Source organism: Acinetobacter sp. YH12116 (assembly GCF_013418895.1).
GTDB lineage: Bacteria > Pseudomonadota > Gammaproteobacteria > Pseudomonadales > Moraxellaceae > Acinetobacter > Acinetobacter indicus.
The window spans coordinates 83,073-105,553 of record NZ_VPBE01000001.1; the positions used below are offsets into that span (position 1 = coordinate 83,073).

The window sequence follows — 22,481 nt, forward strand, 5'->3', positions numbered from 1 at the left end:
GTCATGCTGAAAAAGTATTTATTCCTGACTAAGCCAGGAATTCTCTTCGGTAACTTCGTTACCACTTTGGGTGGCTACTTTGTAGCCACTCAAGGTTCTGTAGATTTCCTTCTCCTGCTTCTTACCCTTCTGGGCACTACCCTGGTAGTGGCATCTGGATGTGTGGTTAATAACGTAATTGACCAAGACATCGACCAAAAAATGCAACGTACACAAAATCGTGCGATGGTAAAAAAAACCATTTCAGTTCCGGTTGCTTTAGTGTTTGCTTTAGTGCTGGGTGTACTGGGTTTTAGCATTTTATGGTTTGGGGTAAATGCGTACGCTTTCCTTTTTGCCGTGATTGGTTTTGTAGTTTATGTCGGCTTTTATAGCTTATGGACCAAACGCACCACCATTCATCAGACCATTATTGGTAGTATTTCGGGCGCAAGCCCACCAGTTATTGGTTATACTGCGGTTGCAAACCAGTTTGACCTGGCTGCCCTGCTTATTTTTCTGGGCTATGCACTGTGGCAAATGCCGCATTCCTGGGCGATTGCCATTTACCGCTTCGATGACTACAAAAATGCAGGTATTCCAATTTTACCTGTGGCGCGTTCTGTGTATCGCACCAAAGTAGAGTCGCTAATTTATGTGATTCTGTTTACGGTGGTCATGAATGCCTTATTTGTATTTGGATATGCCAACTGGTTATATCTGCTGATTTTAAATGCCCTGTGTATTTACTGGCTGTACATTGCCATCCTCGGCTTTAAAGCAGAAAATGATCAGCTGTGGGCAAAACGCTTTTTCCTGTTCTCTGTAATTTTAATTACCGTGATCAGTTTAAGCTTCAGCATTACTGCACAAGCTCCTGCAAATTCAATCATCCTCTTTTAAAAGATAGAGCCCTCTCTATCTTTTAAGATGGAACTCCCCTTCTAATTCCAGTTTTCTTTTCTTCGATCTCTTTTTCTGATTTATAGATACTTACTCTCTATTAGTAAGCTTATTACCATAATTCCCCCACCTCACTCTTTTGTTGAAATAAGTGATCAAGCTCTTTGTTCAATGGCTTGTATTTCGTTAGCAAAAGCACTAAAATTCACGCTTCGCAATTTTGCGACACAACCCTGGTTGTGACTCCTTGCTTCTGGCTATTTGGTCAGGGGCTGCATAAACCGTAAGGAGCTGACAATGCGTCACTACGAAATCGTACTTTTGGTACACCCAGACCAAAGCGATCAAGTTGTGGGTATGGTAGAACGTTACCTGACTCACATCAAAGAAGCTGAAGGTCAAATTCACCGTTTAGAAGATTGGGGCCGTCGTCAATTGGCTTACCCAATTAACAAAATTCACAAAGCGCACTACATTTTAATGAACGTTGAATGTGGTCAAACGACTCTTGATGAACTTGAAGAATTGTTCCGTTATAACGACGCGATCCTTCGTAGCTTAATCATCCGTCGTGAAAACGCTATCACTGAAGAGTCTTTACTGGCTAAGAGTGCTGAAGAAAAACGTGCGCGTAAAGCTCAACGTGAAGAAGCACAACAAGTTAACCAAGACTCTGCTGAAGCATAAGGAGAACATCAATGGCACGTTTTTACCGTCGTCGCAAGTTCTGCCGCTTTACAGCTGAGAACGTTACGTACATCGACTACAAAGATATCGATACTTTAAAACAGTACATCACTGAAAACGGCAAGATCGTTCCTAGCCGTATTACAGGTACTAAAGCTCGTTACCAACGTCAATTAGCGCTTGCGATCAAACAAGCTCGCTACTTAGCGTTGATCCCTTACACTGACAATCATAAGTGAGGTTGAGCTGTGGATATTATCTTATTACAACGCATTAAAAACCTTGGTAAATTAGGCGATAAAGTATCAGTTAAAGCTGGTTACGGCCGTAACTTCCTTATCCCTCAAGGTAAAGCAGTTGCTGCGACTGAAGCAAACACTGCTGCTTTTGAAGCTCGTCGTGCTGAACTTGAGAAGCAAGAAGCTGAAGTATTGGCTGCTGCTCAAGCACGTGCTGACCAACTGAACGAAGTAAATATCGTAATCACTGCGAAAGCGGGTGACGAAGGTAAATTATTCGGTTCAATCGGTACTCGTGACATCGCTGACGCGTTAACGAACGCTGGTTTAGAAGTAGACCGTTCAGAAGTTCGTTTACCAAACGGTGCGCTTCGTCACACTGGTGAATTCAACATCGCAATCCAATTGCACCATGATGTTGTTGCTGAAGTTCTCGTTACTATCGTATCTGAGTAATTTCTCGCAAGAAAAAAGGGCATGCCTTGGCATGCTCTTTTTTTATTTCTGTAAAAATCTTCTCACCTTTTTTGTAAGCTATCCGTTCTTAAAATCTGCTCGCTTTTTTTGCCAGAGCGCGTATGATTTGTGGTTACACCGTTTATTGAATTCATGCTATAAGACCACCGGTTTTATTTGGTATTCATCGTATTAAAATCAGGGAATTATATGTCACAGGCGCTGGCCAACACCAAACCAACTCCAGTCAAAACAGAGAGTTCCAGCAACGATTCCGGTGCACTCAAAGAGTTTCGCACCCCGCCGCATAACCTGGCCATTGAGCAGGCCGTTCTGGCTGCCCTCATGACCGTGGCCGAATCACTGGAACAGGTCGGAGATGTATTACAGGAATCCGATTTCTACGCCACGCGACACAAATATATTTACCGTGCCATTGATACCCTGGCCAAAGAAAACTCCCCTTATGATGCCGTTCTGGTCAATGACTGGCTGATCAAGCACAATCTGCTTGATGCCATTGGTGGTGAAGAATATCTCATGCAGCTGATGGCCGATTCACCATCGAGTTTCTATAACCTGGAAACTTATGCGGCTAAAATTAAAGAGTTTTCGACCTTAAGAAACATGATTAAAGTCAGCTCGGAAATTCTGCAAAATGCCTATGACACCAAAGGCCGCACTGTCAGTGAAATTCTAGACCTCGCTGAAACCAATATTTTCCAGATTGCCGAGCAGCACAATAACAACAAGAAAAATGCCGGTCCGAAAGCCATTAATACCGTCGTGGCCGATGTCTTCGACAAGTTAAATGAACTGTCGCAAATGGATGGCAATATTACCGGTCTGACCACCGGCTTTGTCGAGCTGGACAATAAAACTTCGGGGATGCAAGCTGGCGACCTGATTATTGTTGCGGCCCGTCCGTCAATGGGTAAAACCACCTTTGCCATGAACCTGGTTGAAAGTGTACTGTTCAATAACGACCTGCCGGCGCTGGTTTACTCCATGGAAATGCCAGCCGATTCAATTGCCATGCGTCTGATTTCCTCGTATGGCAAAGTGCATCAGGGGAATTTACGTTCCGGCAAACTCAGCGGCGATGAATGGTCCAAAGTCACCGGCACCATTTTACAGCTACAAGAAAAGCATTTATATATTGATGACTCATCAGCACTGCCTCCAACCGAAGTACGTTCGCGTGCACGCCGAATTGCCAAACAGCACGGCGGCAAACTCGGCTGTATCATGGTCGACTATTTGCAGCTGATGAAAGTACCGGGCATGGGCGATAACCGTGTCGGCGAGATTTCAGAAATTTCGCGTAGCTTGAAAGCCCTGGCCAAAGAAATGCAATGTCCGGTCATTGCCCTCTCTCAGCTCAACCGCTCGCTGGAAAACCGTCCCAACAAACGCCCGGTAATGTCCGACTTACGTGAATCGGGTGCGATTGAGCAGGATGCCGACTTGATCATGTTCATTTACCGTGATGAGGTCTATAACAAGGAATCTAAAGAAGCCGGTACTGCCGAAATTATTATTGGTAAACAGCGTAACGGCCCGATTGGCACCGTGCGTCTGGCGTTTGAAGGCCAATACACCCGCTTTAGTAACCTTTCCCCTGAGTTTTATGCTCAGTACGATGATGATGAATAATTCAGCCATCATTGCCTTTTCATGACCCTGTAGGAGTAAATAAGGGTGCGCCAAGCTACAGTTTATATTGATCGCGCTGCGCTTCAATATAATTTAAACCGTGTCAGACAACTTGCCCCGACTGCCAAAATTGTCAGTATGGTCAAAGCCAATGCTTATGGACATGGCGTTAAAGACTGCTTAGCAGCCTTACAAAACAGCGATGCCTTTGGTGTCGCCTGTTTACAAGAAGCACTAGAAATTCGTGAACTGGGGTTCCAGCAACCCATCACCTTGATTGAAGGCGTGTTCACTGAAGATGAAATGCCAATTGTCATTGAACAGAATATCGAGATTGTGGTGCATCAGCCTGAACAGGTTACATGGCTCATTGCGCACAAAGATGCCTATATCTCTAAAAATCTGAAAGTCTGGGTTAAGCTCAACAGCGGCATGAACCGTCTGGGCTTTAAACTTGAGGTGATTAAAGAGGTCATTCAGCAATTAAAATCGGCCGGCTTTACCTGTGTTCTGGCGATGCACTTTGCCAATGCAGATGCTGATCATCCACTGAATGATGAACAGATCCGTCAGTTTCTGGAAGTAAAAAACGACTGCGCACCGATTTTAGCTTCGTGCTGTAATTCTGCTGCTATTTATAAATATCCGGAACTGCATTTTGATTTTGTCCGTCCCGGCATCATGCTTTATGGCGCAACTCCGTTTGCAGACCGAGATATTTATGCACTAGATTTAAAACCGGTGATGACCTTTAGCGCAGAAATTATTGCCTTAAATGAGATTCAGGCCGGTGAACAGGTTGGTTATGGCTCGACCTTTACTGCCGATAAAGCTATGCAACTGGCTATTGTGTCCATTGGCTACGGTGATGGCTATCCACGTGCCTTCTTTGCGCAGAATTTTGTCGCCATTAAAGGCCAAAAAGCAGCTGTAGTCGGTCGTGTTGCCATGGATATGATTGCTATTGATGTAACTGGATTGGATGTTCAGTTAGGCACGGAAGTCGAGCTTTGGGGCAAGCAACGATTAGTGGATGATGTCGCAGCAGCCAATGGCACCATTGGTTATGAGCTGTTGTGCCGCTTAACCCAGCGTCCGGACCGTAAAGTTATTTAATCTTTTCAATAAAAGAGAATCTCAATGGAGGTTCTTTTTTTATTCTTTTTATAACGCAGGCAGCAGATTTAAGCCACCTCATCTACCACCGAATGATTTAGCGCCTCATATAGCACCTGAAGCAATCCATCAACCTGTGTGGCATTTAATTGATGCGGTAAAAATTGCGCATGACCGAGTTGCTGAAAATAGGCTTTGATCTCGCTATTACGCATCACATATTTCATGGCCCAATCCTGAAAACGCTGCTGGGCAACATGATTCTCGGTAAAAATCTGGATATTCTGATGACGCGGATCACCAACAATCCCGGCAAAAATTTCCTGAACGGCCTGTTCATCACCTTGCAGACATTGAAAAAAATAACCCTCTGCATAGCACAGCACACCCGATACCTGATGCTGGGTATTAGCATTGCGCGCTTCGATCAGAATATTGCGTAAATCTTGCAGTAAATTTTCAGCCGTCGAGGTACTCTGGCTGGCATAGCAAAGCTGAAACATATTCAAGTCCTTATCATGATCTGTACGAATATTTTTTGATTTTCTTAAGGATTTATCATTCAAGGAAAACTTGATTAAAATAAAGGGACTGAGCTTTTAAGTCAAATAATCTTCGGTTGGCACCGGCAATTCCTGCAACCCGCGTCTTAAGGTATCGGACCACTGCTTGCTAATATATTCAAAGTACGGGTCTTCTTCGCAAATACGTTTGCCCAAAGGAATATGCAGGCTGTCTTTATGATAAACCATACAGTCCAGCGGCATACCCACGGACACATTGGAACGTAAAGTGGAATCAAAAGAAATCAGGCCGCAGCGTAAGGCATCTTCCAGCGACATATCATAGCGTAAGGCCCGGTCAAGAATTGGTTTGCCATATTTGCTTTCTCCAATCTGGAAAAACGGCGTATCACGCGTGGCGCAAATAAAATTCCCTTGCGGATAAATATGATACAGTTGCATCGGCTCGCCTTTAATCTGCCCGCCCACCAGTAAATTGCAATAATAATTATGCTGCTCGTCTTTATCGTCGGTAACATCCTGAATGACTTTTTTCAGCAAACAACCCACCAATTCTGCCACTTCAAACATGGTTTTGACACTATATAAATGCGGTTCCTGGTTTAAAGTCAGATGATTTTTTAAATGACCGATGACTGCCTGTGTGGTCGCTAGGTTGCCCGAGGTCTGAATGGTAATCAGGCGCTCGCCTTCCACCCCAAAGGTATACAGCTTGCGAAATACCGAAATGTGATCGACCCCGGCATTGGTACGCGAATCACTAATAAACACCAGACCATCTTTTAAACGCAGCGCACAGCAATACGTCATAGCATTATCCTTTTAATTGTCATCCATTACTTAGCAGGCCAGAACCTGCACCATGGTCTGCATGTGCTCGATGCCGCCTTTTTCTCTTACGCCACGGACCGGCGCCACATCCCAATAATCCCGCCCGACGGCCAGATAGACATGCGAGTCTGGCTGAAAAGCCAGATTGCTGACATCAAAACAGTACCAGTGCTGTTCTAAAAATACCTCTACCCAGGCATGGCTGGCAAGATGTGAACTGTTGCTGCTATATAAATAACCGGAAACATAACGTGCCGGGATGCCTAAAGATTTACACATGGCAATCAGCACATGGGCATGGTCCTGACAGACGCCCTGTTTGGCCTGAAAGGCTTCAATGGCGGTGGTCTGCACCGAAGTTTGGGCCGGACGGTATGGCATATGGCTTAAAATCGCTTCTGACAAACGGATCAGGTTGTCACGATTCACCTGCAACACATACTGCCGTGCAAAACACTGCATTTCAGGGCTGCACAGCGTGCTGGCTGTTGGTTGTAAAAATAGATAGGGATTCAGCTGATCTTGCAGGCCCCATCGCATCTGCGGACGCAACTCGACAATGCCCTGCGCCATAATACTCAGACTTTGATAGCTAAAGCGCTGGGTGCTGGTCATCCAGATATTCTGAAAAGCATCCTGTTTAATCTCGGATTCCCCTGGCACACTAATCGCCCAATGATGAACCTGTTGATGGGCATTGTTCGGCGGGGTCATTTTAATATATTGAATACTGTTACAGGCCGGTGCCGAATAATGATAATGGGTCTGGTGATTAATCATGAGCCTCATGCATCGGCCTCGAACAGTTGCTGGATATGGTCACTAAACTGGTAAAAATGCATGCTGTCGGGCTGCTGCTTCAGCTTCATCCAGATTTCGGATAAAGAATCCCAGCCGGCTTGGGTCAATAATCCCACCACCACTTCAATATAATAGACCGTGCCCTGAATATCCTGCTTTAAGCGCAATTGCCGGTCCAGTTGCTCGAGATGCTGGCCCAATTTAAAGAACAGAAAAATATCAGATGCTTCAGCTTCTAAGACTTCATGACAATCTCCGACCACATCACAGATATAGGCCGGATTTTCTTTGGCATTTTTAATGTACTGGTTTAATTCGGCATAGGCATGTGCCGACAAGACCCCGCGTAAATCCTGAATATTATCTTTGGCATACTGAAACTGCTGATGAAAAGAGGCGGGCTGTTCCGGATTTAGAATCAGCTCATTTAAAGATGCCGCATCAAAGGCTGGCAAACAGAAGGCGTGTGCATACTGCAAGGCATCATCATTATATTTAAATGGAAACTGACTGCATAAATACTGGATGCGGGTCAAATAACGACCCAACCAGAAAATCTGCTGTGCATTACGACTCAGTAAAATCACATGATTCTCCTTGGGAGTTGTTATGAATGTAAGGGATCAACCACCCAGGTATCTTTAATGCCACCACCTTGAGATGAATTGACCACCAGCGAACCGGCCTGCATGGCTACACGGGTTAAACCACCGGGAACAATTTCAGTGCGATAAGGCGAGCTGAGCACAAAAGGACGTAAATCAATATGCCGTTCGGCAATGCCCTGTTCGGTTAAGGTCGGACTCACCGACAGATTCAGGGTCGGCTGGGCAATGTAGGCTTGCGGTGCGGCCAGAATTTTCATTTTAAACTCGGCCAGTTGCTCCTCGGAGGCTTGAGGACCAATCAGCATGCCATATCCGCCTGAACCTTGTGCTTCTTTCACCACCAACTGTTCCAGATGTTCCAGCACATAGGCCAGATCATCTGCTTCGCGGCATTGATAGGTCGGGACATTATTTAAGATTGGTTGTTCACCCAAATAGAAATGAATCATTTTATCGACATAAGGATAAATGGATTTGTCATCGGCCACCCCGGTTCCCGGCGCATTGGCGATGACGACGTGATGCTGTAAATAGGCCGACATCAGGCCCGGCACACCCAGGGTGCTGTCCGGTCTGAAACAGAGCGGGTCTAAAAATGCATCATCTACCCTGCGATAAATTACATCAACCTGCTGTTTGCCCCGCACCGTTTTCACATAAACCTTGTCATTTAATACAAACAGGTCACTCGATGTTACCAAAGGTACACCCATCTCACAGGCTAAAAATGCATGTTCATAATAGGCACTGTTATAGCGCCCCGGGGTCAGCACCACAATAAAAGGCTGATCGACATAGGCATTTTCGGCCAGAATTTCTTTTAAAAGCTGCGGATAATGCTCGATGCCCTGAATATTATTCTGCTGATACAGCTGGGGAATCAGTTTCTGGCTAATCTTACGGCTTTCCAGCATATAAGACACACCCGATGGCGTTCTTAAATTGTCTTCCAGCACAAAAAATTCACCGTGCTGATCACGAATAATGTCAATGCCACTAATCTGACTATAGACCTTACCCTTCAGACCATGACCAAGCATATGTGGCTGATAGGCTTCGTGGGTCAGCACCTGCAGTTCCGGTACGATACCGGCTTTTAGAATATCCTGTTGATGATAAATATCATGTAAAAACAGATTTAGCGCCCGGGTACGCTGGGCACAGCCCAAGGCCACTGTATTCCATTGCTGCCGGGCCATAACCCGCGGAATAATATCAAAAGGAATGGTGCGCTCGGCGCCTTCCTGATCGCCATACACGGTAAAGGTAATTCCCTGATACAGAAAATGTGCTTTGGCGGCATCATTCAGTGCTGTCAGTTCTTCTAAACTGTGCTGGGTCAGCCATTGTTCGATTTTCTGCGCGGCACTATCGGCAAGGCTCTGTTCGCCCGACAATTCATTAAAAAATTCAGATTTCAATTGTTCGAATAATACAGATGATTTTTGCTGCGGCAGCGAAATATCGGTCACCGAGACCTGCACCCGCTCTAAAAGATGGTCTGATGTTATTGTATCTATTGAATTTGTATCTTGATTTTCTTTCAGCATACAAACCTCATCATTGTTATCCTTTCTAATTTTATATAAGCAATTCCAGTGCCAATAATTGTGACTTAGCATTCACTCTTTCTTTATCGCCGATCTGTACAGATAAAACAAATCTTATTTTGCTTCATCTTGTATCAATTTATCGCCAGACCTCGTGCCTGCCACTTGCCAAAAAGCATGACATTTCTTATTGTGTGGACTATAGCCATGTACTCTCCAATATTTATCTCAGCGCTGATTCCAATATGTCGACACAAGAAAAAGAAACGTCCAATAGCCTCTATCGCCAGTGGCAAATCCTGTCCCGCCTTTCTACCGGAAAATGGATGGGCACCCGTGAATTACAAGAAATTCTGCAACGTGAAGGCATTGATATCAGCCTACGTACCATCCAGCGTGATTTAAACCAGATTTCGCAGCGCTTCCCGATTGAAAATAATGGCACCGTCCCGCAAGGCTGGCGCTGGCGCTCCGATGCACCGCTACAAAGCCTGCCGCACATGACCAGCTCACAGGCAGTCACCTTTATGATGGTGGAAGAACATCTCAAACATCTGTTACCACCTAGCCTGATTGAGGAAATGACTCCGTGGTTTGATCTGGCACGGCGCAGCCTGTCGACCCAGAACAATGTCCGCCAGTGGATTAACCGGGTGCGGATTGTGCCGGCCATTCAGCCGCTGATTCCGCCAGTGGTCGATAAAAGCGCACAACAGGCTATTTATGAAGGTCTGCTACAGGACAAACAGCTGGAATGTGTTTACCATCCACGTACCACCGCTTCGGAAGAAAAGACCTATATTCTGAATCCGCTGGCGCTGGTACAAAAAGGTGCAGTGATTTATCTGATTTGCACTCGACACGACAAAACCGATATTCAGACCTTTGCCCTGCATCGCTTTAAATCGGCGGAGGTATTAAATTCCCGCGCCCTGCATCCGGTTAATTTTGATATTGATGCCTATATTGAATCCGGCGCGCTGGGCTTTAGAGTCGATTACAGCAAGCCGACTGAAAATATCGAGTTGAAACTGACCATGTCAGAAGCCGATGCGCATTATTTTGAAGAAACCCGTTTAAGCAAAGATCAGCAGATTATCCAGCTGAACAATGGCTTGTATCAGGTCATTTCCAATGTGCCATTTACCTCGCAACTGGTGTGGTGGCTGCGCAGTTTTGGCAAAAAACTGGTACAGATTGAACCGGCAGAAGTGTCTGACGCTGTGCATCAAGTCAATGAATAAAAAAGGTCCCAAGTCTGGGACCTAACATTTACTTATTTTCTTTTCAATTTTGTTGTTATCGCTGCTGATTTTAGGGAAGTTGAACAGGATGCGATTATCGTTAGCATGCCAGTTCAGCCGTATTATAACGAATGGTTTTTAAGGTCATCATCTACTCCTCTCTGTTTAGATAAGATGACTGTAACGCTTCCAACATCATCTGTGAAATCATAAGATCTGCAGCTTAAATCTATTTTTTTCTTAAATTCAATTTCCACTATATTTATTCAATGCATAAAAAAAGCCCGCGATCTCAACCGCGGGCTTTTTACAGATTAGGTTCTTTTAAGCAGATTTACGGGCTTGAGCATTTTTACGGATGGTGATCATCACCAATTGAACTGCCGCAGGAGTCACGCCCGGAATACGGCTGGCCTGCGCCAGAGTTTCCGGCAATACCTGTTTCAGCTTCATGGTGATTTCACGCGACAGACCGGATACACCGTCATAATCAAAATCAGCCGGGATTTTGGTTTCTTCCAGACGTTTCATCTGCGCCACATCTTCATGCTGACGGTTGATATACCCTTCGTATTTCACCGCAATTTCAATCTGGTCACCGACTTGCTGCGATACTTCTGAACCAGTCAGTTCAGCAATTTGCGCAAAAGTGATGTTTGGACGTTTTAGCAGGTCAATTGCAGAACACTCTTTAGAAAGGTCTGCACCCGTCATTTCAACGAATTTTTTACCCATCGGGTTATTTGGCGCAGCCCACAAGTGCTGTAAACGGCCTTTCTCACGCTCAACTGCATCCATTTTTTCACAGTAAGCATTCCAGCGTGCATCATCCACCAGACCCAGTTCACGGCCAATCGCGGTTAAACGCTGATCTGCGTTATCTTCACGCAGCATTAAACGGTATTCGGCACGTGAGGTGAACATCCGGTACGGTTCTTTGGTTCCCAAGGTAATCAGGTCGTCAACCAGTACGCCCATATACGCTTCATCACGTTTTGGCGTCCACTGTTCCTGATCCCAGGCACGGCGTGCAGCGTTCAAACCTGCAAGCAGACCTTGCGCACCGGCTTCTTCATAACCAGTAGTCCCGTTGATTTGACCAGCAAAATACAGGTTATTAATGGCTTTGGTTTCCAAAGTGAATTTCAACGCTTGTGGGTTAAAGTAATCATATTCAATCGCATAACCCGGACGCAGAATATGGGCATTTTCCATACCACGGATTGAGCGTACCAATTCAAACTGCACATCAAAAGGCAGTGAAGTTGAAATACCGTTTGGATACAGCTCGTGGGTATCTAAGCCTTCAGGCTCCAAGAACACTTGGTGCGAATCTTTGTCGGCAAAACGGTGAATTTTATCTTCAATCGAAGGACAGTAACGTGGACCTACCCCTTCAATCACGCCGGTATACATTGGCGAACGATCCAAACCACCACGAATAATGTCATGGGTTTTTTCATTGGTATGGGTGATATAGCAGTTAACCTGTTCAGGATGCATCGACGCATCGCCCATAAATGACATCACTGGAGACGGGAAATCACCCGGCTGCGGCGTCATCACCGAAAAATCAACTGAACGTGCATCAATACGCGGTGGAGTCCCGGTTTTTAAACGGCCCACCGGCAGCTGCAATTCACGTAAACGGTGTGCCAGAGAAATAGAGGGTGGATCACCGGCACGACCACCGCTGGATTTTTCCAGACCGACGTGAATCACACCACCCAGGAAGGTCCCGGCAGTCAATACTACCGTTTTGGCGTCAAAGCGAATGCCCATTTGGGTGACCACACCTTTAACGGTATCGCCTTCTACAATCAGGTCATCCGCCGCTTGCTGGAAAATATCCAAATTGGCCTGGTTTTCCAAAGTCTCACGAATGGCAGCTTTATAGCGAACCCGATCAGCCTGTGCACGTGTGGCACGCACTGCAGCACCTTTACGCGAGTTCAGAATACGGAATTGAATCCCGCCTTTATCGGCAGCCAGCGCCATCGCACCGCCCAAGGCATCAATTTCACGCACCAGATGCGATTTACCAATACCACCAATGGCCGGGTTACAGCTCATCTGCCCCAAAGTCTCAATGTTATGAGTTAAGAGCAAGGTTTGTCGGCCCATACGCGCCGCAGCCAAAGCCGCTTCCGTACCCGCGTGACCGCCGCCGATAACAATGACATCGTAAACTTTAGGATAATGCATAGTGGTAAATTGAGAGATAAAAAGAAATGACAGAATATTATAGCAAAAGCCGGCGTATAAGTTGACAGATTAAGTCAATTTTATTTGGATTTTCTCGTGGTTTTTCACCTGATTGATCGCCTGGCAATGTAAATGAACGTTGCAGATATACCGCAAATAAAAACATTTCATATTAAAAATTAACCAGATATAGGTTGTTTTATTTTGATTATTTTTTATCCTAAATCATGTACTCATTACAAACAAGCACAGGTACGAATTATGAATAAGAAGATACTCCTCTCATCCATCCTCTGCGGTTTATGTTTATCTCCATTTGCAGCTGTACAGGCAAATGACAAAGTTGAAAAAGTGTACGATTCACAGCGCTATCAGAATGTCTGTAAAGGCAAATCTCAAGGTGCTGCGGTCAGCTTTGCCTATCGTGGCATTATCTGGAACGGTACCTGCCAGCCACAGTTCTTCCCGGCAGACAGAAAACTCGATATTCAGGGTGATGAAGCTGCACTGTATACCACCTGTGGCCAAGACATGAATGCAACCACGGCAACCATTTCCGGTGCAGAAGTTCGTGGTAAATGTGCCCTTGGATTTACCCCGCCGCGTCCTGCTCAAATGTAAACTCCAACCCGATTCACATCTAGCTAAAATATGTGAACTCAATCAAGAAAACAGCCATTTATTACCAAGTAAATGGCTGTTTTTATTATTTTTATGGTTGATTTAAAACTCAACTCAATTACACTGAAACTGGGGAAAATAAGAATTAAATAGGATGATGCCATGCAAAGCGGCATTTTTACCTTCTTTCTACCGCTAACCTTGGCGGTATTAATGATGGGTTTGGGCTTGCTACTCAGCCCTAAAGATTTTATTCGGGTCAATCAGCAACCGAAAGTCATTTTTATTGCCTTGTTTACCCGGCAGGTCTTGCTGGTTGGACTGGCATTTATTCTCTGCCTGTTTTTAGAACTACCTCCTTTGCTGGCAGTGGGGTTAATGTTGCTGTCAGCTACCCCTAGTGGTTCCACCTCTGCCCTGTTCAGCTATGTCTATAAAGGCGATGTGGCTTTAAATATTGTTGTGGTCGCCATTAATTCGGTGATGGCCATTTTAACCCTGCCTTTTGTGATTAGTATTGCCATGCGCTATTTCATGGCCGATCAGACCGAAATCAGCATGCCGATTGAGCGGATTGCCTATACCTTCCTGCTAATTTTAGTACCAGTCTGTTTAGGGATGGCCATTCGCTCCTCTTTTCCAGAGCTTGCCAAACGGCTGAGTAAACCGATTCGGCGCATGTCGGTGTATTTTATTTTTGCCCTGTTCTTTTTCGCGCTCTTTCAGGAACGCTATCAGCTGGCGCAGTATATGGAACAGGTCGGACTGGCCACTGCGCTGTATGCTTTTGTTAGTCTGGTGGCCGGTTATGTGCTGCCACAACTAATGGACATTCCCGAACAGCAGGCGCGCTCCTGTGGTTTCTTTATGAGTATTCATAACACCGCGCTGTCTTTAACCCTGGCACTGTCGGTACTGCAAAGCACCCAGATTGCCATTCCTGCCGCTATTTACACCATCTTCATGTATATGTTTGCCTTGATCTTTGGACATTTACTGGCTAGACGAATGCCGTTAAATTCGGTAAAACAGAAAGTCATAGAGTAATTTGAATAAACAGTAAAAGATATTTTGCATGAAGCAACTGTCTTTTCTCACAAGGATAAATTTGACAGGAAGGTCATATGGATTCAGGCATTATTACCGTTATGCTGCCCTTGGCGCTGGCCATTATTATGGTTGGGCTGGGGCTGGAACTCACGCCCAAAGATTTCGCACGCGTTACCAAACACCCCAAAGCAGTCCTGGTCGCACTATTTTGCCAGCTGGTATTGCTGGTCGGGATTGCCTTTTTATTATGTAAAATTCTGGCACTACCGCCGTTACTGGCCGTCGGCATGATGCTGCTGGCTGCTTCGCCGGGTGGCAGTACCGCCAACCTGTTCAGTTATTTATTTAAGGGCGATCTGGCGCTCAACATTACCTTAACCGCAATTAACTCGGTGATTGCAGCACTGACCTTACCCATTATCGTCAATTTCGCAATTGCCCACTTTTTACAGGCTGACCAAAGCATTGGCCTGCAATTCAGTAAAATCTTGCAGGTATTCGGGATTATTATTGTGCCGGTGATTATTGGCATGTTAATTCGTCATTATGCCCCGCGACTGACCGAGAAACTGAACAAGCCCTTACGGATTTTTGCAGTGATCTTTCTGATTTTAATTATCATCGGGGCTATTGTGCAGGAGCGACACAATATCCTGAATTATATTGGTGATATTGGCCTGGCTACCGCACTGTTCTGTATTTCCAGTCTGGTGATTGGTTACTTCGTCCCACGCCTGTTTGGGATTAATAGCGCCCAGGCCCGTGCCAGTGCCTTTGAAATTGGGATTCATAACAGCACGCTTGCCATGACCATTGCCTTAACCGTTATGGCCAGTTCAACCGTGGCCATGCCGGCGGCAGTCTATTCTATTTTCATGTATATCTTCGCCGCCATCTTTGGCATGTTATTAAACCGCTTTGTGCCGATTGCCGAACCCAAGCCTGTGGTGGCAAACAGTTAAGTACTTTTTTCACCCAAGGATGTCGCGCTGGCATCCTTTTTATTTTGTACATTGGTAGGCGAAACCGATTGCCTTCCGCTACAATATCCTTTTGAAAAAACAAATTAGGTTATTCCTGTGAAGTGGTTACAAATACATATTACTGTTGATCAAGCTCAAGTCGACTTTACTGAAACATTACTCAGCTCACTTGGCGCCGTGAGTGTAACGCTGGATGATGCTGAAAATCAGGACTTGCTTGAACCACTTCCAGGCGAAACACCGCTGTGGAACAAGGTGATTGTGACCGGTATTTATGCACAGGACGAAAACGAAGAAATTGATGTGGCTGCGCTGGAAACTTTCATTCGCACTCAACTGCCAGATGCACCAATGCGTAGCGAATTCCTGGAAGATCAGGTCTGGGAACGCTCATGGATGGATTATTACGAGCCAATCCAGATTGCTGAAAAATTCTGGATTGTACCGGAATGGCTAGAGCCCCCTGAAGCAGATGCGGTGAATATTAAACTGGATCCGGGTCTGGCCTTTGGTACCGGTAACCATGCCTCAACGTTCCTGTGCCTGCAATGGTTAGGTAAAACCGATGTTAAAGATAAAATCGTCATCGACTATGGTTGCGGTTCTGGCATTTTAGGTGTTGCTGCCCTACTTTTAGGTGCGAAAAAAGTCTATGCCACTGATATTGACCCACAAGCGGTTTTAGCCACCCAGCAAAATGCTGAATTGAATGGCGTACTGGATCGTCTGTTTGTCGGTCTGCCTGAAGAGTTTAATGAAACCTTAAAAGATCAGAAAGCCGATGTACTGGTTGCCAACATTCTGGCTGGCCCGTTAATGATGCTTGCGCCTGAATTCGCAACTTTAACCAAATCTGAGGGAGAGTTCGCACTTGCAGGTGTAATCGAAGAGCAAGTTGCTGAAGTTTCTAGTGTTTATTCTGAATTTTTTGATATATTAGAGGTCGAAAAACGTGAAGAAAACTGGTGCCGAATTTCCGGGAAGCGCCAGCCGCATTAATCAACCTCTATAGATCTTATGAGTGAAAAGCAGACCAAGTGCCCCGAGTGTTTAACCACCTATAAAGTTTCTGTTGCACAGCTTACAGTGGCTCAGGGCATGGTTTGCTGTCCCAAATGTGCCTCTACCTTTAATGCACTCTCGCATCTGGTGCAGCCAAAGCCTGCGCCAACCCAGCTCGAATACAACGGTTTTACTGGTGGACAGGTCAGTTCGCCGGTTCTGGCCGATCATGGTCTGGCTTTTGACGACACACATGAAACCCATCTGCTGGATATTTTTGACCGTAAGGTTGAACATTCCAATATTGATTTAAAGACCTACTTAAACAATCTGAATTATTTCAGTACCGAACCGATTGCCAGTATTCCTTCGATGAATCTGTCTGAAAATGAACTGCAGCAAGAACGCAAGAAACATGGTGCGGGCTATTACACGCTGTGGGGTATTGTCAATTTTAGTCTGGTCGGTTTGCTGATTTTCCAGATTCTATGGTTTAACCCGAAATTCATGAACAACAGCCCTGCCCTGACTGTGGCTTTTAACGGGGTCTGCCAGCTGTTTAACTGTGAAACCTTTGAAAAGCAGTACAGCCTGATTTCAATTAACCGTGTGCGGGTGAAACGCTATGACCATGAACATACCTTGTTCTCCGGCGAGCTGATCAATTTTCATGACAAGAGTTTGGTATTGCCAAAACTGAAAATCACCTTAAAAGATGATAATGAAGAAGTGGCGTCCTATGTACTCGAACCGAAAGAGTATTTAATTAAAAGTCTGGCCAGCATTGAGCGGATTCCAAAAAATACCCCATTCAAGTTTGAAATTCAGCTGCCAGTGACCCGAAAAAGCTTTGATACCTATAATTTAGAAATTATCAAGCCTTAAAAATTAAAAAAAAATGTAAAAAAAGTGCAGTTTTCTTGCTCACTTTTTCTAAGACAATGGTATGATACGCGCCACGTAAGCTTAGTGCTGCATACTCCTCAGTAATTCAAAACAAATAGAAACTCGCAGAATGCGCCTTATTTTCAATAACGCGTATTGAGCAGGTTTTTTCGTTTCGATTTTTGGTCTGTAACAATTATTAATCTATTGTTACGCTTATTTTTCGACCAGCGCTGTGAGTTGTGGCAAGCTAAATGTTCCAGTTTTAGAACTCTCGTTTTAGGATCTAAAACGGGGTTCATTTATTTATAGACCACATTTATATATCACTTTACCCAAGTGATATCTGATTTTTCGGATTAATTCGCATGAATAGCAAATCTCCTATTTTTACTGCACAATCTGATGTCGCTCTTCGTATCCACGTTGATCGCGCAGTTCGCCATTACTTTGCTCAATTGCAAGGCGAGCAACCTTCTCAGGTGTATGACATGGTGCTAGCAGAAATGGAGAAACCTCTTTTATCTGTAGTTCTAGAATATACACGTGGTAACCAGACACGTGCTGCCGAGATTCTAGGCTTAAACCGTGGTACTTTACGTAAAAAGTTAAAAGCTCACGGTTTAATGAGTGAATAAATGATAAAATGCTCGCGGCTTTCGTGGGCATTTTTTTTAACCGCATTTTGCTAATGTTTTAATCTGTTTTTTGATAACTGTGACGAAAATCATGACTATTAAACGCGCTTTAATCTCTGTTTCTGACAAAACTGGAATTGTTGAATTTGCACAAAATCTAGTGGCTCTTGGGGTAGAAATTTTATCTACAGGCGGTACATATAAGTTGCTTAAAGACAACAATATCGCTGTAGTTGAAGTTTCAGAGCACACCGGTTTTCCAGAAATGATGGATGGTCGTGTAAAAACTTTACATCCTAAAATTCATGGCGGCATTCTGGCTCGTCGCGGTCTAGACGAAGCTGTAATGGCAGAACACAACATCGATGCAATCGATTTAGTGGTAGTGAACCTTTATCCATTTGCAGCAACGGTTGCAAAACCTGACTGTACCCTGCCAGATGCGATTGAAAACATCGACATCGGTGGTCCAACTATGGTGCGTGCTGCGGCGAAAAACCATGCATCGGTTGGTATCGTAGTGAATGCTTCTGACTATGCGACTGTTATTGCCGAGCTTAAAGCTGAAGGTGGCCTGTCATACGCAACCCGTTTTGACCTGGCAGTGAAAGCATTTGAACATACTGCACAATACGACGGTATGATCGCATCTTACTTAGGCGCTCGCGTTGGTAAAGAACAAGGCGAAGCAGACAAATTTGCGCGTACGTTCAATACACAATTGAACAAAGCACAAGATTTACGTTACGGTGAAAACCCGCATCAATCTGCTGCATTCTATGTAGACCCGGCAGCAACTGAAGCGTCTGTTTCAACGGCTAAACAGCTGCAAGGTAAAGAACTTTCTTATAACAACATCGCCGACACTGATGCTGCGCTTGAATGCGTGAAATCATTCGCGAAACCTGCTTGTGTGATCGTAAAACACGCCAACCCATGTGGTGTTGCGGTATCTTTAGACGGCATTCAAGCGGCTTACGACTTGGCTTATGCAACCGATCCTGAATCTGCATTCGGTGGCATCATTGCATTCAACCGTGAATTAGACGTTGCAACTGCACAAGCCATTGTTGACCGTCAATTCGTTGAAGTGATTATTGCACCAAGCGTTGCTGAAGGTGTTTTGGACGTGACTGGCGCGAAGAAAAACGTACGTGTACTGGTCTGTGGCGAATTACCAGCAATTGACGAACGTGCGCCACAAATGGACTACAAACGTGTCAACGGTGGTTTGCTGGTGCAAGACCAAGACTTGGGCATGATCACCAAAGATGATCTTAAAGTGGTGACCAAACGTGCTCCAACCGAGCAAGAAATTGACGACATGATCTTTGCCTGGAAAGTGGCGAAATACGTGAAGTCTAACGCGATTGTGTATGCGAAAAACCGTCAAACCATCGGTGTGGGCGCAGGCCAAATGAGCCGTGTAAACTCTGCGCGTATTGCAGCAATTAAAGCTGAACATGCAGGCCTCGTGGTTGAAGGTGCAGTGATGGCATCTGACGCATTCTTCCCGTTCCGTGATGGTATTGATAACGCTGCGAAAGCAGGGATCAAATGCATTATCCAGCCGGGTGGTTCTATGCGTGATGAAGAAACCATTGCAGCAGCTGACGAAGCTGGTATTGCCATGGTGTTCACTGGCATGCGTCACTTCCGTCACTAATTAACTAAATTAATTAGAAGTCGTATTTAATCATCCCCCTAAATCCCCCTTTGTAAAAAGGGGGGACTTTTCGCGTAAGAGAACAGTGTTTTTCGCGATTCCCCTCCCTTTCTTAAAGGGAGGTTGGGAGGGATTCAATTTTGAGGGATTTTTTAAATGAACATTTTAGTTTTGGGTAATGGCGGTCGTGAACATGCATTGGCATGGAAAATCGCACAAGATGAAAAAGTTGCTAAAGTTTTTGTTGCACCAGGCAACGCAGGTACAGCAACCGAAGCTAAATGTGAAAACATCAATTTAAGCATTTTAGACAATGCGGCGATTATCGACTTTGCAAAAAACAATGCGGTAGATTTAATCGTGGTTGGTCCTGAAGCACCGCTGGTCAATGGTGTGGTGGATGCTTGCCGTGAAGCAGGTTTAAAAATCTGGGGTCCAACCCAGTTTGCAGCGCAGCTTGAAGGCTCTAAAGCATTTGCCAAGCATTTCTTAAAACGCCATAACATTCCAACTGCATTCTATGACGTATTCACTGAAGTTGATGCAGCCAAAGCCTTTGTTGAAAAAAATGGTGCGCCGATTGTGATCAAGGCGGATGGTCTTGCTGCAGGTAAAGGCGTAATCGTGGCGATGACCAACGAAGAAGCATTTGCAGCCATTGATGACATGCTGGCAGGCAACAAATTTGGTGATGCCGGTTCTCGCGTAGTCATCGAAGAATTCCTTGCAGGTGAAGAAGCATCATTCATTTGTATGATTGATGGCGACAACATCTTGCCAATGGCCACTTCTCAAGACCATAAACGTATTTTTGAAGGCGACCAAGGTCCAAACACAGGCGGTATGGGTGCCTACTCTCCTGCGCCTGTGGTGACTGCAGACGTATTTGAGCGCGTGATGAAAGAAGTAATGCGCCCAACCGTTGACGGTATGAAAGCAGATGGTCACGTATACACCGGTTTCTTGTACGCTGGCTTGATGATTGATGAACAAGGTCAACCAAAGGTAATCGAGTTTAACTGTCGTTTCGGTGATCCTGAAACTCAACCAATCATGATGCGTTTAAAATCATCTTTGGTTGATCTGGTTGAGGCTGGTATTGCAGGTAACTTGCCAGCAGAAGCTGAATGGGATGAGCGTAAGACTGTCGGTATTGTTTTAGCATCTAAAGGCTACCCAGAAACGTCTAGCAATGGCGATGTGATTTCTGGTCTAAACACCGAAATGACCGATGCCAAAGTGTTCCATGCCGGTACTAAAGCCAATGAAAATGGTGAGATTGTCACTGCTGGTGGTCGTGTACTTTGCGTAACTGCACTAGGCAACACCATTGGTGAAGCACAAGCAAAAGCTTTAGAACTTTGCCAAAAAGTAACCTTCGACGGCGTTCAATATCGTAAAGATATTGGTTACCGTGCAATTGCGCGTGAAAATGCTTAATCTATATTTAGATTAAATAAAAACCCTGCTATGTGCGGGGTTTTTAAATGCTCTCATTTTAAACAATAGGCTCTAATCCATTGCCAGAGCATCTTGGACATCTACCATTCAGCCCCCCATCACCACCACATTGTTTACAAAAAATTGTATCTACAGTATTAAATGTTTGTTTGTAAATATCTCTTAAATCTTTTTCTTCTAATTGGTTAGGATTTTTTGTATCTAATAAAATTGATGTATCTTTGTTGGCATTTATAAATCCCTTAATCCATTCCAGACTAACAGAACGTCCTTTATATTTTCTAGTTAAAACTTCAGTTCTATGCTTATATAATTTTAAGCCATTATTTAATTCAATCTCCAACAGCACACACTTTTTATCATTCATACGTGATAATTTCAGAAGTCTTCCATCATCGATACAATAACGATGACTAGAATTTTCTAAAAATATTTTACTTTTCTTGCCAGAAATATAAGCATATAAATTTTTTTCTTGTGCTAAATCCTTTATATTTTCTAATGTTTTTTCTAATAGATCCATTTTTCTACTCTTAATTTGCTCTCATACAATTATTACTTCAAATTTACAAATTTCAAGATAAACATGATTTCAATTATAAAAACCCCTCGCCTGATCCTCCGCCAATGGCAAGACAGTGATGCATCCCCATTTATCCAAATGTGTGCCGATCCTGAAGTCATGCGCTATTTCCTCAATCCCTTGACCGAGCAGCAAAGTCTGGCTTTTATGCAACGTATCCAAAATTTTATTGCCACACACGGCTGGGGCCTGTTTGCTGTCGAACTAAAAAGCAGCAGTGAATTTATCGGGTTTATTGGCTTACATCAGCATCTGGAACACTATGATTTTGCCCCATGTATTGAAATTGGCTGGCGACTAGCCAAGCAATACTAGCACAACGGTTATGCCACCGAAGGCTCAAAAGCCGTACTGGATTATGCTTTTCGTGAGCTACAGCTGGACAACGTAGTTTCCTTTACTACCGTGCTCAACACGCCCTCGGAAAAAGTCATGCAAAAAATTGGCTTAAGCAAAGTCAAAACCTTTGCGCATCCGCTGGTGCCGGCAGATCATCCTTTACTCATGCATGTGTCTATCAAATTGATCGCCAAAGCTATCTGCAAGCGCATTAAAAATCTCAAGTTTGGATGAAAACTGTCATAGGATTGAAGGAAATAATCATTATAAAGATCTATCATCCTACCCCATCTGTGCTATATCTATTTTTACGATTTAGATTGGATAATTTTTTATATAAACATCTATAAGATTTTTTCATAGATTTAGCCCTTTCAATTCAAAATAGTAAATTGATTTATTTATTCTTTTCTTATTTTATGAACTTTACTTATGCAGGAATACGGCTAAAGGT

22 protein-coding genes and 1 pseudogene are annotated in these 22,481 nt (G+C 44.4%); 16 read left to right on the plus strand and 7 right to left on the minus strand.

Going from position 1 to position 22,481, the window contains the following annotated elements; translation table 11 throughout:
• Nucleotides 1–3 precede the first annotated feature (3 nt).
• The 6 genes from cyoE (at nt 4) to alr (ending at nt 5,036) form a co-directional block, all read left to right on the plus strand.
• Complete coding sequence (gene cyoE / locus FTU54_RS00360; RefSeq protein ID WP_016659096.1) at nt 4–882, plus strand: heme o synthase; 879 nt, start codon at nt 4–6, stop codon at nt 880–882.
• Between the two features lie 297 nt (nt 883–1,179).
• A complete protein-coding gene (gene rpsF / locus FTU54_RS00365; RefSeq protein ID WP_005178734.1) occupies nt 1,180–1,569 on the plus strand; it encodes a 30S ribosomal protein S6 in 390 nt (129 codons plus the stop codon).
• Between the two features lie 11 nt (nt 1,570–1,580).
• Entirely contained in the window at nt 1,581–1,808 is a 228-nt protein-coding gene (rpsR, locus tag FTU54_RS00370; RefSeq protein WP_004719336.1) for a 30S ribosomal protein S18, read from the plus strand.
• A gap of 9 nt (nt 1,809–1,817) precedes the next feature.
• Entirely contained in the window at nt 1,818–2,264 is a 447-nt protein-coding gene (gene rplI / locus FTU54_RS00375; RefSeq protein WP_005178742.1) for a 50S ribosomal protein L9, read from the plus strand.
• Between the two features lie 210 nt (nt 2,265–2,474).
• A complete protein-coding gene (gene dnaB / locus FTU54_RS00380) occupies nt 2,475–3,920 on the plus strand; it encodes a replicative DNA helicase (RefSeq protein ID WP_005178744.1) in 1,446 nt (481 codons plus the stop codon).
• Nucleotides 3,921–3,965: 45 nt separating this feature from the next.
• Nucleotides 3,966–5,036: an alanine racemase gene (gene alr, locus FTU54_RS00385; RefSeq protein WP_005178746.1), complete on the plus strand. Its 1,071-nt coding sequence runs from the start codon at nt 3,966–3,968 to the stop codon at nt 5,034–5,036.
• Between the two features lie 68 nt (nt 5,037–5,104).
• Here alr and FTU54_RS00390 read toward each other — a convergent pair whose 3' ends face one another.
• The 5 genes from FTU54_RS00390 to FTU54_RS00410 form a co-directional block, all read right to left on the minus strand.
• Complete coding sequence (locus FTU54_RS00390) at nt 5,105–5,539, minus strand: BLUF domain-containing protein (protein ID WP_016659098.1); 435 nt, start codon at nt 5,537–5,539, stop codon at nt 5,105–5,107.
• Nucleotides 5,540–5,635: 96 nt separating this feature from the next.
• Nucleotides 5,636–6,370 carry a proteasome-type protease gene (locus tag FTU54_RS00395; protein WP_005178750.1) on the minus strand — a complete coding sequence of 245 codons (735 nt, stop codon included), beginning with the start codon at nt 6,368–6,370 and terminating at the stop codon, nt 5,636–5,638.
• A 30-nt stretch (nt 6,371–6,400) separates the two neighbouring features.
• A complete protein-coding gene (locus tag FTU54_RS00400; RefSeq protein WP_005178754.1) occupies nt 6,401–7,180 on the minus strand; it encodes a transglutaminase family protein in 780 nt (259 codons plus the stop codon).
• On the minus strand, nt 7,177–7,779 hold the full coding sequence (locus tag FTU54_RS00405) for an alpha-E domain-containing protein (protein WP_045794921.1): 603 nt from the start codon (nt 7,777–7,779) through the stop codon (nt 7,177–7,179). Before FTU54_RS00405 ends, FTU54_RS00400 begins: the two co-directional genes overlap by 4 nt.
• 20 nt (nt 7,780–7,799) lie before the next feature.
• Nucleotides 7,800–9,350, minus strand: coding sequence for a circularly permuted type 2 ATP-grasp protein (locus FTU54_RS00410; protein WP_180074237.1), 1,551 nt, complete (start codon nt 9,348–9,350; stop codon nt 7,800–7,802).
• Between the two features lie 245 nt (nt 9,351–9,595).
• On the opposite strand from FTU54_RS00410, the gene FTU54_RS00415 reads away from it, so the two are divergent.
• Nucleotides 9,596–10,594: a YafY family protein gene (locus FTU54_RS00415; RefSeq protein WP_168383707.1), complete on the plus strand. Its 999-nt coding sequence runs from the start codon at nt 9,596–9,598 to the stop codon at nt 10,592–10,594.
• 324 nt (nt 10,595–10,918) lie between these two features.
• Here the strand turns inward: FTU54_RS00415 and mnmG are convergent, their stop codons facing one another.
• Nucleotides 10,919–12,799, minus strand: coding sequence for a tRNA uridine-5-carboxymethylaminomethyl(34) synthesis enzyme MnmG (gene mnmG / locus FTU54_RS00420; protein ID WP_016659103.1), 1,881 nt, complete (start codon nt 12,797–12,799; stop codon nt 10,919–10,921).
• A 261-nt stretch (nt 12,800–13,060) separates the two neighbouring features.
• Between mnmG and FTU54_RS00425 the strand changes: the two genes are divergently transcribed.
• From FTU54_RS00425 to purD, 8 genes are all read left to right on the plus strand, one after another.
• Entirely contained in the window at nt 13,061–13,420 is a 360-nt protein-coding gene (locus tag FTU54_RS00425) for a hypothetical protein (RefSeq protein WP_045794918.1), read from the plus strand.
• A gap of 162 nt (nt 13,421–13,582) precedes the next feature.
• Entirely contained in the window at nt 13,583–14,467 is an 885-nt protein-coding gene (locus FTU54_RS00430; protein ID WP_127798754.1) for a bile acid:sodium symporter family protein, read from the plus strand.
• Between the two features lie 77 nt (nt 14,468–14,544).
• On the plus strand, nt 14,545–15,432 hold the full coding sequence (locus FTU54_RS00435; protein ID WP_016659105.1) for a bile acid:sodium symporter family protein: 888 nt from the start codon (nt 14,545–14,547) through the stop codon (nt 15,430–15,432).
• A 117-nt stretch (nt 15,433–15,549) separates the two neighbouring features.
• Nucleotides 15,550–16,452 (plus strand): 50S ribosomal protein L11 methyltransferase, encoded by a 903-nt coding sequence (gene prmA / locus FTU54_RS00440; protein WP_005178769.1) that lies wholly within the window; start codon nt 15,550–15,552, stop codon nt 16,450–16,452.
• A gap of 18 nt (nt 16,453–16,470) precedes the next feature.
• The gene (locus FTU54_RS00445; RefSeq protein WP_104491618.1) at nt 16,471–17,340 is read left to right on the plus strand and encodes a DUF3426 domain-containing protein; all 870 of its coding nucleotides are present in this window, start codon (nt 16,471–16,473) and stop codon (nt 17,338–17,340) included.
• A 368-nt stretch (nt 17,341–17,708) separates the two neighbouring features.
• The gene (gene fis / locus FTU54_RS00450; protein ID WP_001086304.1) at nt 17,709–17,978 is read left to right on the plus strand and encodes a DNA-binding transcriptional regulator Fis; all 270 of its coding nucleotides are present in this window, start codon (nt 17,709–17,711) and stop codon (nt 17,976–17,978) included.
• A 91-nt stretch (nt 17,979–18,069) separates the two neighbouring features.
• Nucleotides 18,070–19,644, plus strand: coding sequence for a bifunctional phosphoribosylaminoimidazolecarboxamide formyltransferase/IMP cyclohydrolase (gene purH / locus FTU54_RS00455; protein ID WP_104505392.1), 1,575 nt, complete (start codon nt 18,070–18,072; stop codon nt 19,642–19,644).
• A 156-nt stretch (nt 19,645–19,800) separates the two neighbouring features.
• Nucleotides 19,801–21,084, plus strand: coding sequence for a phosphoribosylamine--glycine ligase (purD, locus tag FTU54_RS00460; protein ID WP_016659107.1), 1,284 nt, complete (start codon nt 19,801–19,803; stop codon nt 21,082–21,084).
• Nucleotides 21,085–21,142: 58 nt separating this feature from the next.
• Here the strand turns inward: purD and FTU54_RS00465 are convergent, their stop codons facing one another.
• On the minus strand, nt 21,143–21,628 hold the full coding sequence (locus FTU54_RS00465; protein WP_104490495.1) for a hypothetical protein: 486 nt from the start codon (nt 21,626–21,628) through the stop codon (nt 21,143–21,145).
• Nucleotides 21,629–21,691: 63 nt separating this feature from the next.
• Here FTU54_RS00465 and FTU54_RS00470 point away from each other — a divergent pair.
• Nucleotides 21,692–22,261, plus strand: a pseudogene (locus tag FTU54_RS00470) (GNAT family N-acetyltransferase).
• Nucleotides 22,262–22,481 lie beyond the last annotated feature (220 nt).